Source organism: Microcella sp. (assembly GCF_040286215.1).
Lineage (GTDB): Bacteria > Actinomycetota > Actinomycetes > Actinomycetales > Microbacteriaceae > Microcella.
In genome coordinates, this window is record NZ_JAVKCK010000017.1 from 216,531 (window position 1) to 233,220 (window position 16,690).

The 16,690-nt window shown below is 70.9% G+C and carries 18 protein-coding genes; all 18 read left to right on the forward strand.

From position 1 onward, the window contains the following. The first annotated feature begins 20 nt into the window (after positions 1 to 20). The 18 genes from coaBC to lgt all read left to right on the forward strand — a co-directional run bounded on the left by coaBC (position 21) and on the right by lgt (position 16,623). A complete protein-coding gene (gene coaBC / locus RJQ01_RS08820) occupies positions 21 to 1,196 on the forward strand; it encodes a bifunctional phosphopantothenoylcysteine decarboxylase/phosphopantothenate--cysteine ligase CoaBC (protein ID WP_350476480.1) in 1,176 nt (391 codons plus the stop codon). A 67-nt stretch (positions 1,197 to 1,263) separates the two neighbouring features. Next, positions 1,264 to 2,457, forward strand: a complete 1,194-nt coding sequence (gene metK / locus RJQ01_RS08825) for a methionine adenosyltransferase (protein WP_350476355.1) — start codon at positions 1,264 to 1,266, stop codon at positions 2,455 to 2,457. 32 nt (positions 2,458 to 2,489) lie between these two features. Next, positions 2,490 to 4,535 (forward strand): primosomal protein N' family DNA-binding protein, encoded by a 2,046-nt coding sequence (locus RJQ01_RS08830; protein WP_350476356.1) that lies wholly within the window; start codon positions 2,490 to 2,492, stop codon positions 4,533 to 4,535. Continuing rightward, positions 4,532 to 5,458, forward strand: a complete 927-nt coding sequence (locus RJQ01_RS08835) for a methionyl-tRNA formyltransferase (RefSeq protein WP_350476357.1) — start codon at positions 4,532 to 4,534, stop codon at positions 5,456 to 5,458. The genes RJQ01_RS08830 and RJQ01_RS08835 overlap by 4 nt, the downstream gene beginning before the upstream one ends. Beyond that, a complete protein-coding gene (locus RJQ01_RS08840) occupies positions 5,455 to 6,825 on the forward strand; it encodes an RsmB/NOP family class I SAM-dependent RNA methyltransferase (protein WP_350476358.1) in 1,371 nt (456 codons plus the stop codon). Before RJQ01_RS08835 ends, RJQ01_RS08840 begins: the two co-directional genes overlap by 4 nt. 63 nt (positions 6,826 to 6,888) lie before the next feature. Then, on the forward strand, positions 6,889 to 7,557 hold the full coding sequence (rpe, locus tag RJQ01_RS08845; protein WP_350476359.1) for a ribulose-phosphate 3-epimerase: 669 nt from the start codon (positions 6,889 to 6,891) through the stop codon (positions 7,555 to 7,557). Between the two features lie 41 nt (positions 7,558 to 7,598). Beyond that, positions 7,599 to 7,967 (forward strand): FKBP-type peptidyl-prolyl cis-trans isomerase, encoded by a 369-nt coding sequence (locus tag RJQ01_RS08850; protein ID WP_350476360.1) that lies wholly within the window; start codon positions 7,599 to 7,601, stop codon positions 7,965 to 7,967. 37 nt (positions 7,968 to 8,004) lie between these two features. After that, entirely contained in the window at positions 8,005 to 8,268 is a 264-nt protein-coding gene (locus RJQ01_RS08855) for a phosphoribosyl-ATP diphosphatase (protein ID WP_350476361.1), read from the forward strand. Positions 8,269 to 8,317: 49 nt separating this feature from the next. Then, positions 8,318 to 9,157, forward strand: a complete 840-nt coding sequence (gene hisG, locus RJQ01_RS08860) for an ATP phosphoribosyltransferase (RefSeq protein ID WP_350476481.1) — start codon at positions 8,318 to 8,320, stop codon at positions 9,155 to 9,157. Further along, positions 9,157 to 9,918: an imidazole glycerol phosphate synthase subunit HisF gene (hisF, locus tag RJQ01_RS08865; RefSeq protein ID WP_350476362.1), complete on the forward strand. Its 762-nt coding sequence runs from the start codon at positions 9,157 to 9,159 to the stop codon at positions 9,916 to 9,918. The genes hisG and hisF overlap by 1 nt, the downstream gene beginning before the upstream one ends. Beyond that, positions 9,915 to 10,298, forward strand: coding sequence for a phosphoribosyl-AMP cyclohydrolase (hisI, locus tag RJQ01_RS08870; RefSeq protein ID WP_350476363.1), 384 nt, complete (start codon positions 9,915 to 9,917; stop codon positions 10,296 to 10,298). Before hisF ends, hisI begins: the two co-directional genes overlap by 4 nt. Further along, positions 10,295 to 11,836, forward strand: a complete 1,542-nt coding sequence (gene trpE / locus RJQ01_RS08875) for an anthranilate synthase component I (RefSeq protein WP_350476364.1) — start codon at positions 10,295 to 10,297, stop codon at positions 11,834 to 11,836. The genes hisI and trpE overlap by 4 nt, the downstream gene beginning before the upstream one ends. Before the next feature lie 2 nt (positions 11,837 to 11,838). Next, entirely contained in the window at positions 11,839 to 12,498 is a 660-nt protein-coding gene (locus RJQ01_RS08880) for a Trp biosynthesis-associated membrane protein (protein WP_350476365.1), read from the forward strand. A gap of 37 nt (positions 12,499 to 12,535) precedes the next feature. Then, on the forward strand, positions 12,536 to 12,766 hold the full coding sequence (locus tag RJQ01_RS08885) for a DUF6704 family protein (protein WP_350476366.1): 231 nt from the start codon (positions 12,536 to 12,538) through the stop codon (positions 12,764 to 12,766). Further along, on the forward strand, positions 12,767 to 13,543 hold the full coding sequence (gene trpC / locus RJQ01_RS08890; protein WP_350476367.1) for an indole-3-glycerol phosphate synthase TrpC: 777 nt from the start codon (positions 12,767 to 12,769) through the stop codon (positions 13,541 to 13,543). After that, positions 13,540 to 14,757, forward strand: a complete 1,218-nt coding sequence (gene trpB, locus RJQ01_RS08895; RefSeq protein ID WP_350476368.1) for a tryptophan synthase subunit beta — start codon at positions 13,540 to 13,542, stop codon at positions 14,755 to 14,757. The genes trpC and trpB overlap by 4 nt, the downstream gene beginning before the upstream one ends. Continuing rightward, entirely contained in the window at positions 14,754 to 15,539 is a 786-nt protein-coding gene (gene trpA / locus RJQ01_RS08900) for a tryptophan synthase subunit alpha (RefSeq protein ID WP_350476369.1), read from the forward strand. The genes trpB and trpA overlap by 4 nt, the downstream gene beginning before the upstream one ends. A gap of 67 nt (positions 15,540 to 15,606) precedes the next feature. After that, the gene (gene lgt / locus RJQ01_RS08905; RefSeq protein WP_502885252.1) at positions 15,607 to 16,623 is read left to right on the forward strand and encodes a prolipoprotein diacylglyceryl transferase; all 1,017 of its coding nucleotides are present in this window, start codon (positions 15,607 to 15,609) and stop codon (positions 16,621 to 16,623) included. The last annotated feature ends 67 nt before the right edge of the window (positions 16,624 to 16,690 follow it).

Consider the following 16,690-nt stretch of genomic DNA (forward strand, 5'->3'; position numbering starts at 1 on the left):
CCGCCTCGGAGTCTCGACACATGATCGTCGTCGGCATCACGGGCGGCATCGCCGCATACAAGGCTGTCGGAGTGGTTCGCGGGCTCGTGCTCGCCGGTCACGACGTGCACGTCATCGCGACGGAGAGCGCCCTGCGCTTCGTCGGTCGGCCCACGCTCGAGGCCATCAGCCGGAACACCGTTCACACAGATCTCTTCGAGGGCGTGGCCGAGGTGCGCCATGTCGCGCTCGGCCAGCGCGCCGACCTCATCGTCATCGCACCCGCGACTGCTCACACCCTCGCGAGCCTGGCCAGCGGGCTCGCCGGCGACCTGCTCGGCACGACGGTGCTCGCGAGCGCCGCACCCGTACTGCTGGCGCCCGCCATGCACACGGAGATGTGGGAGCACCCCGCTACCCAGACGAACGCCGCGACCCTGCGGGCGCGCGGCGTGGAGCTCGTCGGCCCTGCGACGGGGCAGCTGACGGGCGCAGACTCGGGTGCCGGCCGCATGAGCGAGCCGGAGGAGATCGTGGCGCGAGCACTCGGCCTGCTTCGCCCGCAGGATCTGCTCGGTCGGCACGTGCTCATCTCCGCCGGCGGCACGCGCGAGCCCCTCGACCCCGTGCGCTACCTCGGCAACCGGTCCAGCGGTCGGCAGGGCGTCGCACTCGCCGAGGCCGCTCGCTCGCGGGGTGCCGCGGTGACGCTCGTGGCCGCGCACCTCGAGGTTCCTGCACCCTCCGGCGTCGTCGTGGAGCGGGTGGGGACGGCGCGAGAGCTCGAGGCGTCGTTGAGGGCTCACGCGGCCTCCCACGACACGATCATCATGGCCGCGGCCGTCGCCGACTTCCGACCCAGGTCTGTCGCCCAGGAGAAGATCAAGAAGGATTCCTCTGAGGGCGGCCTGCGCCTCGATCTGGAGCGCACTCCCGACATTCTCTCGGGCCTCTCCGAGCACCGCGCGCCCGGTCAGCGCATCGTCGGCTTCGCCGCGGAGACCGCCCCCGATGAGGATGCCCTGCTGGCGCTCGGCGCGCAGAAGGCTCGGCGCAAGGGCGTCGACCTGCTTGTCGTGAACCGGGTGGGGTGGACCGAGGGCTTCGGCACAGAGGACAACGCGGTCATCGTGCTCGACTCCTCCGGAACCGAGGTCGCGCGCGTCGAGGGCGACAAGGTGTCGGTGGCACACCGTATCCTCGACGTGATCCCCTGACCGGACCGGCGCGCGACCGCGGCCCTTCCGGCGCCTCCACACCTCAACACGACGGGACATCTCCGGCATGAGCGCACTGCGACTATTCACGTCCGAATCGGTGACGGAAGGGCATCCCGACAAGATCTGCGACCAGGTCTCGGACGCGATTCTCGATGCGCTCCTCGCGGTCGATCCGCACTCACGGGTCGCGGTCGAGACCCTCGTGACCACGGGCCTCGTCCACGTCGCGGGGGAGGTCAGCACCTCCGGATACGTCGACATCCCCGGCATCGTGCGCAAAACGGTCACGGGCATCGGCTACACCTCCTCCGACGTCTGGTTCGACGGGCGCTCGTGCGGCGTATCGGTGTCGATCGGCGAGCAGTCGCCCGACATCGCACAGGGGGTCGATGCGGCGTTCGAGACGCGCGAGGGCAGCAGCGTCGACGTCGACGATCGGCAGGGCGCGGGCGACCAGGGCATCATGTTCGGCTACGCGACCACGGAGACACCCGCGCTCATGCCCCTGCCCATCTGGCTCGCGCACCGGCTCTCCGAGCGACTGGCGGCGGTCCGTCGCTCGGGTGAGCTCGACTTCCTCGCCCCCGATGGCAAGACACAGGTGACGATCGGCTACGACGGCGTCGTGCCGCGCAGCGTCGAGACGGTCGTCCTCTCGACGCAGCACTCGCCGTCGGTGACGACCGCGCACCTGCGCGCTGAGGTAGAGAAGCACGTCATCCGACCCGTACTGGCCGAGAACGGCTTCGGCGACGCCGCCCCGCGCATCCTCATCAACCCCACCGGGCGTTTCGAGATCGGCGGGCCGCAGGGCGACGCTGGCCTCACCGGGCGCAAGATCATCGTCGACACCTACGGAGGAGCCTCGCGTCACGGCGGAGGGGCCTTCAGCGGGAAGGATCCGTCGAAGGTCGATCGATCCGCTGCGTACGCGATGCGCTGGGTCGCCAAGAACGCGGTCGCGGCGGGGCTCGCCGAGCGGCTCGAGGTGCAGGTCGCCTACGCCATCGGCACCGCCTCTCCGGTCGGGCTCTATGTCGAGACGTTCGGTACCGGGGTCGTCGACGACGAGCGCATCATCGGCGCGATCCGCGAGGTCTTCGATCTGCGCCCCGGCGCGATCATCCGAGATCTTGACCTGCTGCGCCCGATCTACGGCCAGACTGCGGCCTACGGTCACTTCGGTCGAGAGCTGCCCGACTTCACCTGGGAGCGCCGCGACCGCGCCGACGCGCTGCGGGCAGCCGCCGGTCTCTGACAGCGGCGCGCCGGCGCTCGGAGGGAACAGGAATGGATGGCACGCCGAGCTTCGCCCGAGTCGTGCTCGATTCGCCGTTGCCTCAGCTCGACCGGCTCTTCGACTACCGCATACCCGAGGCCCTTAGCGCGAGCGCCCAGCCCGGGGTACGGGTGATCGTTCCCCTGCGCACCGCCGGGCGTCGGGCGCGCGGCTACATCGTGGAGCTCGCCGATCGAGTGGACTTCGAGGGTCCCGTCAACGACCTCGAGGACGTGGTCTCGGAGGTCCCCGTTCTCGACCCGGCTGTCTGGCGCCTCCTCCGCCGTGCGGCGGACCGTGCGGCGGGGACGGCGAGCGATATCCTCAGACTCGCCGTGCCACCGCGCATGGTGCGTGTGGAGAAGGCGTGGCTCGCGCGGCCGGACGGGCACCCGCGCCTGCCATCGGCGCCGGTGATCACCGGCTACGACGCCGTGGAATGCTCGAGCCTTCTGCGCAGCGCGGAGCCCGGGCAGCACGGCAGCCGCATCGCGCTGCGTGCGCGACCTCATCCGGTCGCACTTGTCGACGGCACCTGGGTGCCCGCGTTCGCGCAGACCCTCGCCGAGCTCGCCGCGGCCGTGATCGCGGGCGGACGGAGCGCGATCGTGAGTGTGCCCGACTACCGTGACGTCGCGCACGTGGAGCGAGCCGCCCGCACCCTCCTGGATGAGGGTCTCATCGCCCGCGTCGACGCCGGGCAGTCGAATCCCGATCGGTACCGCGGCTTCCTGCGCACTCTCGAGGGCCGCCCCGTACTGGTCCTCGGCACGCGCACGGCCGTGACCGCGCCGGCCTACGAGCTGGGGCTGATCGCCGTCTGGGACGACGGAGACCCCTTGCACGTGGAGCAGCACGCGCCGGGAGTGCACACGCGCGACCTCGCGCTGCTGCGGCAGGAGGGCGAGCAGTGCGCTCTCGTCTTCGCCGGCCACGCACCCAGCGCCGACATCCAGCGCCTCCTCGAGCTCCGGTGGCTCTCCGCGCTCTCCCCGCGTCCTGACGCCCGGCGCCGGCTCACGCCCACTGCTCATCAGGTGCAGGCGGAGCCGGCCGCGGATCGAGCGCGGATCCCCTCGAGCGCCTGGCAGACCGCGTCGCGGGCGCTGGAGAGCGGCCCCGTGCTCGTGCAGGTCGCCCGCCCCGGGTACGCTCCGCGGCTCGCCTGCTCCGACTGCGGCGAGACGGCGCGCTGCGCGCGATGCCAGGGGCCCCTCGCGCAGGAGGCGCAGGGCGCGACGCCGTCGTGCCGGTGGTGCGGGGCGCTCGCGGTCGGCTGGCGGTGCGCGGCCTGCGACGGCGTGCGCTGGCGCACGGTCGGGCGGGGAACCGCGAGAACGGCGGACGAGCTGGGGCGGGCCTTCCCCGGTGCGCGCGTGATCGTGGCCGACGGCAGCAATCTCGTGCAGAGCATCCCGCGCGGGCGCACCCTCGTCGTCGCCACGCGCGGTGCCGAGCCCCTCGTCGCCGGAGGATACTCAGCCGTGCTCCTGCTCGACGGCGAGCAGATGCTCGCGCGAGAGAGCCTCCGCGTCGTCGAGGACTGCGTCCGCTGGTGGCTCAACGCGGCAGCGCTCGCCGCTCCCGACGCGCCCGTGATGCTCGCGGGCGTCGGCGGAGCCGTCGCGACGGCGCTCGCCCTCGGCAGGCCCGAGCAGATCGTTGCGAGCGAGCTCGCCGACCGGCGCTCCCTGCGCTTCCCTCCTGCCGTGCGGGTGGCCGCCGTGCTGGGCGAGCCGGACTCGGTGGCGCAGGCGGTCCGCTCCGTCAGCGACGTGCCCGGCGTCGACGTGCTCGGCCCTGTCGAGCTGGATGACGACCGGGTTCGCGCCATCATCCGGTTCGACTACGCGCAGGGAGCACTCGTCGCCGAGCGGCTCAAGGCGGAGATCATCCGCAGCAGCACACAGCGCCCCAAGCCACTGCCCGGCCGTCCCCCCCGCCGTCGCACGCCTCTGCTGCGCGTGCGATTCGATGACGTCGAACCGTTCGACGATCCCGGAGGGAATCGTGCGCGTGCGACCGGGGTGGGCGCATCGGGGAGAATCGAGGGATGACCGCGCTCCGCATCGTGTTCGCCGGCAGCCCGGCGGCCGCCGTGCCGACGCTTCGCGCACTGGCGGCAGGGCCGCACGATCTGCGCACCGTGATCACGCGCCCGGCCACAGCGCAGGGCCGCAAGCGCATTCTCACCCCCACACCCGTCGCTGCCGAGGCTCAGCGACTGGGCGTTCCCGTACGGGAGACGACGCGCCTGCACGACCTGCAGGCCGAGCTGATGCGCGAGCCCGTCGACCTAGGCGTCATCGTGGCTTTCGGCTCCCTCGTGCGCGAGCCCCTGCTCTCGTGGCCTCAGCACGGCTGGATCAACCTGCACTTCTCGCTCCTGCCGAAGTGGAGGGGCGCGGCACCGGTGCAGCACTCGCTCATGGCCGGAGAGGAGGAGACCGGAGCCACCGTATTCCAGCTGACCCCCGGTCTCGATGACGGCGAGTGGTTCGCACAGCACCGCGAGCGCGTGCAGGGCGGCACCACAGCGGGTCTGCTGCTCGAGCGCTTGAGCGGCAGCGGTGCGACGCTCGTGGCACAGGTGGTCGACGACATCGCCGTGGGCCGTGCCCGTGCCCGCCCGCAGCGGGGCGAGGTCACCCTCGCGCCCAAGCTCACGCGCGACGACGGCCGTCTCGAGTGGCAGCAGGACGCACAGGCCGTGCTCGCGCGCTGGCGGGGCGTGACCCCGGAGCCCGGAGCGTGGACCACGATCGACCAGAGCCAGGTTGTGAAGCTCCTCGAACTCGCTCCGGCAACGAACGCGCCGCCCCTGGCTGCCGGCGCCGTGACGCTTGACGCCGGCCGGGTCCTCGTCGGTGCCCGCGACACCGCACTGGAGCTCGTGCGCGTGCAGCCGGCGGGCAAGCAGGGCATGCCGGCGGCGGACTGGGCGCGGGGGTGGGGCGACGAGCCGCCCCGGTTCCGATGAGAACCAGCCCGCGTCGTGTCGCCTTCGATGTGCTCCAGGCCGTCTCCACGGAGGACGCATACGCGAACCTGCTCCTGCCGAACCGGCTGCGTACGGCAGCACTGACGGGCGCGGACGCCGGGTTCGCGACCGAGCTCTGCTATGGCACCCTGCGTCGTCGCGGGTGGTACGACCTCGTCATCGCGCGGGCTGCCCGGCGCGCGGTCGACACCATCGACGCACCCGTGCTCGACGTCCTCCGCCTGGGCGCCCACCAGTTGCTCGGTATGGGAATCCCTCCGCACGCCGCAGTGGACGAGTCGGTGCGGCTCGCGCTCTCACTGCGGCTCGGGAGGGCGAAGGGCTTCGTCAACGCGGCACTCCGCCGGGTGTCGGAGCGCAGCGAGGCGGAGTGGCTCTCCCTCCTGCTCTCCGACGCGCGCGACCCGCTGGAGCGCCTCTCGATCGAGCACGCGCATCCGCGCTGGGTGGTCGCCGCCCTGGAGAGCGCGCTCGCGGGGCAAGGGCGGCAGCACGAGATCGGCGCACTGCTCGCCGCCGACAACGTGCCGGCCCGTGTCTCCCTCGTGGCGCTGCCGGGGCTGGCGGATGACGCGCTGAGTGCCCCCGGTGCGGAGCGCTGCGAGTACTCCCCGCTCGGACTCCGCGCGCCGAGCGGTGACCCCGGGGCGAATCCCCGCGTGAGATTCGGCACCGTGCGGGTGCAGGACGAGGGCTCGCAGCTGGCGGCCCTCGCTCTCAGCCGCGCTCGGCCCATCGATCGCGGCGAGCGCTGGCTCGATCTGTGCGCGGGCCCGGGAGGCAAGGCCGCACTGCTCGGGGCGGAGGCCGCTCAGTCGGGCGCTCACCTGCTGGCCTCAGAGATCTCGCCCGCTCGCACCGAGCTCGTGCGCCGCGCGGTCGCACCGCTGGGCACCTCGGTCGACGTGCGCACGGCGGACGGGCTCACGCTCGGCGCAGACCCCGCCGAGCGATACGACCGCATCATGCTCGACGCACCGTGCTCGGGGCTCGGCGCGCTGCGGCGACGCCCGGAGGCACGCTGGCGCAAGAGCGAGCGCGACGTCGTCGAGCTCGCCGCACTCCAGGAGCGCCTGCTGGCCGCCGCGCTGTCGGTGCTCGCCCCCGGGGGAGTACTGGCCTATGTCACCTGCTCGCCGCACCCGCGAGAGACGACTCAGGTCGTCGAGGCAGTGCTCGGGAAGCATCCCGAGATCGAGCGACTCGACACCGCCGACGTGCTCGACCGGTTGAGCATGAGGCCTCTCGATGCCCGCGCCGGCCATGGGGCCGTGCAGCTCTGGCCCCACCGGCACGCCACCGATGCCATGTTCATCCAGCTCCTCGCTGCGCCCCGCCGTTCCTGAGACGATCGGGATCGGTGCCGTCGTGATCCGATGGCTCGAGACTCTGCTCGCTACGCTGGCGGAGTGACCGTGCGCATCAATCCGAGCATCCTCTCCGCCGACTTCGTCAACCTCCAGAGCGAGGTGGAGCGTCTCTCGAGCGCCGATTTGGTGCACGTGGACGTGATGGACAACCACTTCGTGCCGAACCTCACATTCGGTCCTCGTATGGTCGAGGGTCTCCAGTCCGTCTCCCCGGTGCCGCTCGACGTTCACCTCATGATCAGCGACGCCGACCGGTGGGCGCCCGGCTACGCGGAGCTCGGAGCCTTCTCGGTCACTTTCCACGCGGAGGCCGCGGCCAACCCTCGTGCGACCGCCAGGGCGCTGCGGGAGCGAGGCGCACGGGCGGGGCTCGCCGTCAAGCCGGGAACTCCGATCGAGCCCTACCTGGACCTGGTGCCCGAGTTCGACCAGTTCCTCGTGATGACCGTCGAACCCGGCTTCGGGGGGCAGTCCTTCATGCCCGAGACCATGCCCAAGCTGAGGGTGCTGCGCGATGCCGTCAGCCGATTCGGAGGAGACGTCTGGCTGCAGGTGGACGGGGGGATCACCGTGGAGACGATCGGCGTTGCGGCGGACGCGGGCGCGGATACGTTCGTCGCCGGGTCGAGCGTGTTCGGAGCCGACTCGGTCGAGCGCGCCATCGACGACCTGCGTGCGGCGGCCGGCGCGCATCGGCACGACGGCTGAGTGCGGCGTAGCGTGCCGCTCAACTCTGGTTGGATAGACGCATGACCGACAAGACCAAGCCCGAGATCGACTTCATCGAGGGCCCCGCGCCGCAGGAACTCGTCATCACCGACCTCGAGGTAGGCGATGGCGCCGAGGCGACCCCCGGTTCCACGGTCGACGTGCACTACGTGGGCGTCGAGTACGAGACCGGCGACGAGTTCGACGCGTCATGGAACCGCGGTTCCTCCATCAACTTTCCCCTGGGCAGCCTCATCGCAGGCTGGCAGCAGGGCATTCCCGGCATGCGGGTGGGTGGGCGCCGTCAGCTCGTGTGCCCGCCCCAGCTCGCCTACGGCCCCGCCGGCGGGGGCCATCGCCTCTCCGGCAAGACCCTCGTCTTCGTCATCGATCTGCTCGGGGTCTCCTAGCACGCGGCGCCCCTGCGCTCCCGGTAGCCTGGGGCGCGTGAAGACTTTCGAGACGCTCTTCGTCGAACTGAGCGAGAAGGCCGCATCACGGCCGGCCGGCTCCAGCACCGTGGCGCAGCTCGATGCCGGCATCCACGCGATCGGCAAGAAGATCGTGGAGGAAGCAGCCGAGGTCTGGATGGCGGCCGAGTACGAGTCGGATGCCGCCACCGCCGAGGAGGTCTCTCAACTGCTCTACCACCTACAGGTGCTCATGCTCGCGAAGGGTCTCACCCTCGACGACGTGTACCGGCACTTGTGATCCCGCGCCCGTCACCGCCGAGACGGCGACCATGGAAGTGAACGATCAGATGCTCAAGATCGCCGTGCCCAACAAGGGCTCGCTGGCCGAGACGGCCGGAGAGATGCTGCACGAGGCGGGATACACCGGTCGGCGCGACCCGCGCGCGCTCACGGTGGCCGACCCTCGCAACGGTGTCGAGTTCTTCTACCTGCGCCCGCGAGACATCGCGACCTACGTGGGCTCGGGTGCCCTCGACGTCGGCATCACGGGTCGCGACCTGCTGCTCGACTCCCGGTCGGCGGCGACCGAGATCACGAGCCTCGACTTCGGGCACTCGACCTTCCGCTTCGCTGCGGAGCCGGGCCTGGTGAGCGGGCTCGCCGACCTGCAGGGTCGCCGCATCGCCACGAGCTACCCGGGTCTCGTCGAGGATTTCCTGCAGCGTCACGGTGTCGAGGCCCAGCTCGTGCGTCTCGACGGGGCGGTCGAGTCGGCTGTGCGCCTCGGCGTGGCCGACGCGGTCGCGGATGTGGTCTCGACGGGCTCCACGTTGCGCGCACAGGGTCTCGAGATCGTCGGCCCGGTCATCCTCGAATCGACGGCGGTGCTCATCAGTGCCCAACCGGATCGACCCGGCATTGCGACGCTGCAGCGCCGATTGCAGGGGGTGCTGGTCGCACGACAGTACGTGCTGATGGACTACGACCTTCCCCGCGTCCTCCTGGAGCAGGCGCAGGCGGTCACACCCGGTCTGGAGTCGCCGACCGTGAGCGCCCTCGCCGACCCGGACTGGGTCGCCGTGCGCGCGATGGTGCCGCGCAACGACACGAACCACGTCATGGATGAGCTCTACGAGCTGGGGGCCCGCGCCATCCTCGTGAGCCCCATCCACGCAGCGCGCATCTGATGAGCCTCGCCGTCCGCGTCATCCCGTGCCTCGACGTCGCCGCGGGTCGTGTCGTCAAGGGTGTGCGCTTCCAGGGCCTGCGCGACGCGGGCGACCCGATCGAGCTCTCGAGGCGGTACTTCGAGCAGGGGGCCGACGAGATCACGTTCCTCGACGTGACAGCGACCGTCGACAATCGCGACACGATGTACGACGTTGTGCGGGCGACCGCTGAGCAGGTCTTCATTCCTCTCACCGTCGGCGGCGGGGTCAGAACCGTCGATGATGTGGCCAGGCTTCTCGCCCACGGCGCCGACAAGATCGGCGTCAACAGCGCGGCGATCGTGCGGCCGCAGCTCATCGATGAGATCGCGCAGCGCTTCGGTGCTCAGGTGTGCGTCGTCTCCCTCGATGTCACGCGCGACCCGCAACAGCCGAGCGGCTTCGTCGTCACGACCCACGGAGGTCGGGAGCGCGCCGGGCTGGATGCGCTCGCCTGGGCGCACGAGGCGGTCGAGCGCGGCGCGGGGGAGCTCCTGGTGAACTCGATCGATGCGGACGGCACCAAGCAGGGATTCGATCTCGAGCTCACGAGCGCGGTCGCGGAGCTCGCGACGGTGCCCGTCATCGCGTCGGGCGGGGCGGGAGCGCTCGATCATTTCGCTCCCGCGCTCAGCGCCGGGGCTGACGCTGTTCTCGCCGCGAGCGTCTTCCACAGCGGCGAGCTCACCGTGGGCGAGGTGAAGAGCGCGCTGCGCGACGAGGGGATGATGGTGCGATGAACGACAACCAGACCGGTGCCGGCGGTGTCCTGGCACGCATTCGATTCGACGCTGCGGGGCTCATCCCCGCGATCATCCAGGACGACGACGGCGGCGACGTGCTCATGCTCGGCTGGATGGATGCCGAGGCCGTGCGCCGCACCCTCAGCGACGGCCGGGTCACGTTCTGGAGCCGGTCCCGACAGGAGTACTGGCGGAAGGGGGACACGAGCGGTCACGCCCAGTACGTGCGCTCGGCGGCGCTCGACTGCGACGGCGACACCATTCTGGTGCGCGTGCGTCAGGTGGGCGCGGCCTGCCACACGGGGGCCCGTGCGTGCTTCGATGTCGACCCCCTGCAGCCGGTCGTGATCGAGTCCGGTTCGGAGCAGCCCACGTGAACGCGCACGGAGACACGACCCGAGCGGAGTTCGGCGATCAGTGCGCGCGGGCGCGCGTCGTGCCCGTTATCCGCACCCTGTTCGCGGATGCTCTCACCCCGGTCGGCCTGTATCGGTCCCTCGGCGAGGGTCGGTCCGGCAGCTTCCTGCTCGAGTCCGCGGAGCAGGGCGGCATCTGGTCCCGCTATTCGTTCGTGGGCGTCCGCTCGTTCGGCGTGCTCACCGAGCACGAGGGCGAATCCGCGTGGATCGCGACGGGGCTCGACGAGGAGCGCGCGTTCGGCGGTCCCGCTCCCTCGCGATCCCTCGAGGCCCTCGACGCGCTCTACTCGCGCTGGCGCTCCCCGCACGACCCGGCCCACCCGCCGCTCACCGGCGGCCTCGTAGGCTTCATCGGCTGGGACGTCGTGCGCCAGGTCGAGAACCTACCGGACGCACCGCCGAGCGACTTCCCGTGCCCCGAGCTCGCCCTCGCCTTCGTGTCGGAGCTCCTCGTCATGGACCACCGTCGCGGCACGGTGTCGCTCGTCGTGAGCGCCCTCAACGACGGCGTGGCTTCGCAGAACGAGCTGTGGCGGGACGCCCAGGATCGTCTCGATCGTCTCGAGCTCGCGATGACGAGGACGGCCGCACCGGATGTCGCCCGCATCGACCTCGACGTCGCACCGGCTCCTCGGCATCGCTCTACTCCCGCCGAGTACCTCGCCGCCGTGGAGCGATCTCAGGGCTTCATCCGCGACGGCGACGTCTTCCAGGTCGTCATCGGCCAGCGCTTCGACCAGGAGCTGACCGCCAGCGCGCTCGACGTCTACCGGGTGCTACGGGCGCTCAACCCTTCGCCGTACATGTACGCGCTGGCCCTCGAGACGGTGGAGGGCGCGCCGTACGCGATCGTCGGATCGTCGCCCGAGGCGCTCGTCAGGGTGACCGGCGAGCACGTGCACATGCACCCGATCGCGGGGTCGAGGCCGCGCGGCGACACGCCCGAGCTCGACGGCGACCTTGCCGATGAGCTCCTGGCCGACCGCAAAGAGCAGGCGGAGCACCTCATGCTCGTCGACCTCGCCCGCAACGACCTGTCGAAGGTCTGCCGTGCCGGCACCGTGGAGGTGACCGAGTTCATGCAGGTCGAGCGCTTCAGCCACATCATGCATCTCGTCTCGAGCGTCGAGGGCTCGCTGCGACCCGAGTCGTCGCCCATCGACGTGTTCCGCGCGACCTTCCCGGCGGGGACGCTCAGCGGTGCTCCAAAGCCCCGCGCTCTGCAGATCATCGACGAGCTGGAACCTGCTCGGCGCGGTGTCTACGGAGGCGTGGTCGGGTACATCGCCTTCTCGGGCGACACCGATCTGGCGATCGCCATCCGCACCGCCTTCCTCGCCGACGGTGTTGCGCGCGTCCAGGCCGGTGCGGGCCTCGTCGCCGACTCTCAACCGCATGCGGAGCTCCAGGAGACCGTCGCGAAGGCCGCCGCACCCCTGCGCGCCGTCGCGATCGCGAACGCCCTGCGGGCCGTCGACGTCGACGAGGAGCCCTGACCGTGACGACGGATGCCCGGCACGGCGCGCGAGTGCGCCTCGCCTCCCTGCTCCTGCCCCCGGTGCTCGCGGTGGCGCTGTTCGTCGGGTGGGCGCAGCCCTGGGTCCAGGTCACGCTCGACGACGGCGTGCGCATCGCCGCCGCGGGGGACCGCACCGCCGCCGTCCTGCCGGCCATCGCCGTCGCATCCCTCGCGCTGACCTCTGCTCTCGCTCTCGCTTCCCCGCGCATCCGACCGGCACTGGGGGCGCTGCTGGCACTCTTGGGTGCGCTCGTCGTCGCGGTCAGTGCGCGTGCCGCGGGGGATCCCGTGGCGGCGGCGTCCTCCAGCGTCACGGAGCTCACGGGCGTGGAGGGCGAGCGCTCGGTGCGGGCGCTGGTCGACGTGGCAACTCTGACACCGTGGCCGATCATCGTCGCCGTGATCGGGGGAGCGCTGAGCGCCGCCGGTATCGCCATCGCCCTGACCTCGCGGATGTGGCCTCGGCCGATCCAGCGGTACGACCGTCCCGAGAGCGGCGACGCGGGTGGGCAACGCTCCACCCCTGAGCGGTCGGCAGCGCCACCGGCGGTCGATGCCGACGCCTCCGATCGGCAGCGTGACCAGAGTATCGGCGACTGGGACGCGCTCAGCGACGGCCGCGACCCGACAGCACGGTAGACTGGGCCGGTACCTGCACTCGACGCGATGGAGAGACATGAACGCCCAGTCTGAGCCCGGCCACGGCCACTCGCCCGCCGCCTGGACGGCCGTCACGATCATGCTCGTCGGCTTCACGATCGGCACGATCGCGTTCTTCTTCTCCGTCGCCTGGGTGGTCTGGGCGAGCGCCGGCCTCGTGCTGCTCGGCTGGATCATCGGCGGCGTGATGGCGAAGGCGGGCTACGGCGTGCAGGGGCCGCGCTACATGCCGAAGGTGCACTCCTAAGTGCTCGATGGTCTCGTCGCCGGTGCCCGCGAGGATGCGGCTCGGCGCAGACAAGCATGGCCTCTGAGCGATGTCGAAGCGGCGGCTGTCGCTGCGCCCCCCGCTCTCGATGCGCTCGCCGCCCTGCAGCGCGGCGAGCGGATCAAGGTGATCGCGGAGGTCAAGCGTGCGAGCCCGTCCCGCGGGGCGCTGGCCGACATCCCCGACCCTGCCGACCTCGCCCGCTCGTACGCTCTCGGCGGCGCGGCGGCGGTGAGCGTGCTCACGGAGGAGAGACGATTCGGCGGCAGTCTGGACGATCTGTCCGCCGTACGGGCCGCGGTCGACATCCCCGTGCTCCGCAAGGACTTCATCGCGGAGCCGTACCAGGTGCTTGAGGCGCGGGCGGCCGGAGCCGATCTGGTGCTCCTGATCGTGGCCGCGCTCGACGACGCGACGCTCGCCCGATTGCACGCGCTCGTGCTGGAGCTGGGCATGACCCCGCTGGTCGAGACGCACGATGCCGATGAGGTCGGGCGCGCCGTGGCGCTGGGCGCCTCCGTCATCGGCGTCAACGCGCGTGACCTGAGCACCTTCGAGCTCGATCGCGATCTCTTTGGTCGGCTGGCGCCGAGCATCCCCGAGGGTACGGTGCGCATCGCGGAGTCCGCGGTCAGCGGCGTCGCAGACGTCGAGCACTATCGTCGGGCTGGAGCCGATGTGGTCCTCGTCGGCGAAGCCCTGGTCACCGGTGGCGACCCCGTCGCCACCCTCCACGAATTCTTGGCGGTCACATGAGTCTGCGCGAACAAGTCGGCCCGTACTTCGGATCCTTCGGCGGGCGCTTCGTGCCCGAATCTCTCATCGCCGCGCTCGACGAGCTCGACGAGGCCTACCAGGCCGCGCGCGTGGATCCCGACTTCGCCGCCGAGCTCGCAGAGCTGCACCGCAGCTATACGGGGCGTCCCTCGATCATCACGGAGGCGAAGCGCTTCGCCGAGCACGCCGGTGGCGCCCGTATTCTCCTCAAGCGGGAAGACCTCAACCACACGGGCAGCCACAAGATCAACAACGTGCTCGGGCAGGCGCTCCTCGCGAAGAGGCTGGGCAAGACCCGCATCATCGCGGAGACCGGCGCGGGGCAGCACGGCGTCGCGAGCGCCACGGCCGCCGCGCTCTTCGGGCTCGAGTGCGTCGTCTACATGGGTGAGGTCGACACCGAGCGCCAGGCTCTCAACGTCGCGCGCATGAACCTGCTGGGGGCCACCGTCGTGCCGGTGACGGTCGGGTCGCGCACCCTCAAGGACGCCATCAATGAGGCGTTGCGCGACTGGGTCGCCAACGTCGATTCGACCCACTACTTGCTGGGCACCGTCGCGGGGCCGCACCCCTTCCCGACCATGGTGCGTGACTTCCACGCGGTTATCGGTACCGAGGCCCGCGAGCAGGTGCGCGCGCTCACCGGGCGCCTGCCGGACGCGGTCGTCGCCTGTGTGGGCGGCGGCAGCAACGCCATGGGCATCTTCCACGCCTTCCTCGATGACGCCGAGGTGAGGTTGGTCGGCAGCGAGGCCGCCGGCGACGGTGTCGACACGCTGCACCATGCGGCCACGATCAGCCGCGGCCGCCCTGGCGTGCTGCACGGGGCGCGAAGCCTCATGCTGCAGGACGAGGACGGGCAGACGATGGAGTCGCACTCGATCTCCGCTGGCCTCGACTACCCGGGCGTCGGGCCGGAGCATGCGTGGCTCGCCGAGATCGGTCGCGCCGAGTACCACGGCGTCACCGACGCCGAGGCGATGGATGCTCTGCGCTTGCTGAGCCGAACCGAGGGCATCATCCCCGCCATCGAGACGGCCCACGCTCTGCACGGCGCTCTCCTGCTGGGGCGCGAGCTCGGCCCCGAGGGCACCGTGCTCGTCTCGCTCAGCGGGCGCGGCGACAAAGACATGGAGACCGCGGCGCGGTACTTCGGCCTCCTCGATGCGGCCGCAGCAGGGGCAGGCTCATGACGTCGAGCACCGTCGCGACGACGATCGCCGCGCGGGTCGATGCGGGCTCGGGTGCTCTCATCGGCTACCTGCCCGTCGGGTTCCCCGATCTGGACACGAGCGTGGACGCGGCTGTGGCCCTCGTCGAGAACGGCGTCGACATTCTGGAGCTGGGACTGCCGTACAGCGACCCGGTGATGGACGGGCTCGCGATTCAGGCGGCGACGCAGGCCGCGCTCGAGCGCGGTTTCCGGTTGCGCGACGGGTTCACGGCACTCGAGCGCATCCGCGCGCGCGTCGATGCCCCCGTGCTCGTCATGACCTACTGGAACCCGGTGGTGCAGTACGGCGTCGAGCGCTTCGCGGGCGCTCTGCGCGATGCAGGCGGCGCGGGGCTCATCACCCCTGACCTCATTCCGGATGAGGCGGGAGACTGGCTGGCGGTCTCGGAGGAGCTCGCTCTCGATCGGGTCTTCCTGGCAGCGCCCTCCTCGAGCGACGCACGTCTTCGGCGTGCGGTCGAGGTCAGCCGCGGCTTCGTCTACGCGGTGTCGACTATGGGCATCACGGGGGCTCGGGCTGACGTGGACGCGGCGGCGCGCGGCGTCGTGTCGCGGCTGCGCACCGCTGGCTCTGCCTCCGCGTGCGTCGGGCTCGGTATCTCCACCGCGGATCAGGTGCGGGACGTGCTCGAGTACGCGGACGGCGCGATCGTGGGCTCGCGTCTGGTGACCGCGCTCGCGGAGGGCGGCGTGGCCGCCGTCGCGAGTACCGCTGCGGAACTCGCCGCGGGAACTGCCTGACCACCCGTGCCGAACCGGACGCCGCTAGGCTGATCGAGCCCTCCGGCCAGAAAGGTACCTCCTCACCGTGACTCTTCCCCTGAGCATCCCGAGCCCCGACCCCGAATGGCAGGTCTTCAACCTCGGGCAGTGGCTGCGCGACCTGGGCCTGAGCTGGTTCAGCGTCGACGTCAACATCTACGCCTACGCCCTGTGCATCCTCGCCGGCATCGTCGCCGCGGTGCTCCTCACGCACTACCGCTTGACGCGCCGAGGCGCCGAACCGTGGATCGTCCTCGACATCGCACTCTTCGCCGTCCCGTTCGGCATCATCGGCGGCCGCATCTACCACGTGCTCACCCACCCCAACGACTACTTCTTCGAAGGCGCCGACCTGCTCGCCACGCTGCGCATCTGGGAGGGCGGCATGGCGATCTTCGGAGCGCTGCTCGGAGGAGCGGTCGGAGCGTGGATCGGGTGCCGTGTCACGGGAGTGCGCTTCACCGCCTTCGCGGATGCACTCGCACCGGGCCTCCTGCTCGCGCAAGCCTTCGGTCGTCTGGGCAACTGGTTCAACCAGGAGCTCTTCGGCCTGCCCACCGACGCGCCCTGGGGTCTCGAGATCGATCGACCAAACCCGGCCATTCCGGTCGGCCTCCCCGACGACACTCTCTTCCACCCGACCTTCCTCTACGAGATCATCTGGAATCTCGCCGGCGTCGCGGTGCTCCTGCTGCTCGACGCGCGCCTTCGCGTGCAGTGGGGCAAGCTTCTGGGTGCGTACCTCATCTGGTACGGAGTCGGCCGCAGTGTCTTCGAGACGATTCGACTCGATCCCAGCGAGCTGTTTCTGGGGGTGCGCGTCAACGTGTGGGCGGCGTGGGGCGCCGTGCTGCTCGGCCTCATCATCGTGCTCGTGCAGAGGCGACGGCATACCGGCGATGAGCCCTCGCCCTACCGCCCCGGTCGGGAGTGGGATCCGAGCGCTGGGGTAGACTCTGACGACGTGTACTCCGACTCGGACGACGACGGCAACGGTGCTGCGGAGTCCGGTGCACGCGCCGGGTCTCCCTCCGCCACAAGCGGGGCCGGCGCCACACCATAGCGCCGCGGTCGCCACCCCCGACCAGTCCAGGGGGTCGACGGAGCCCCGCCGCGCGACCAGTTCATCA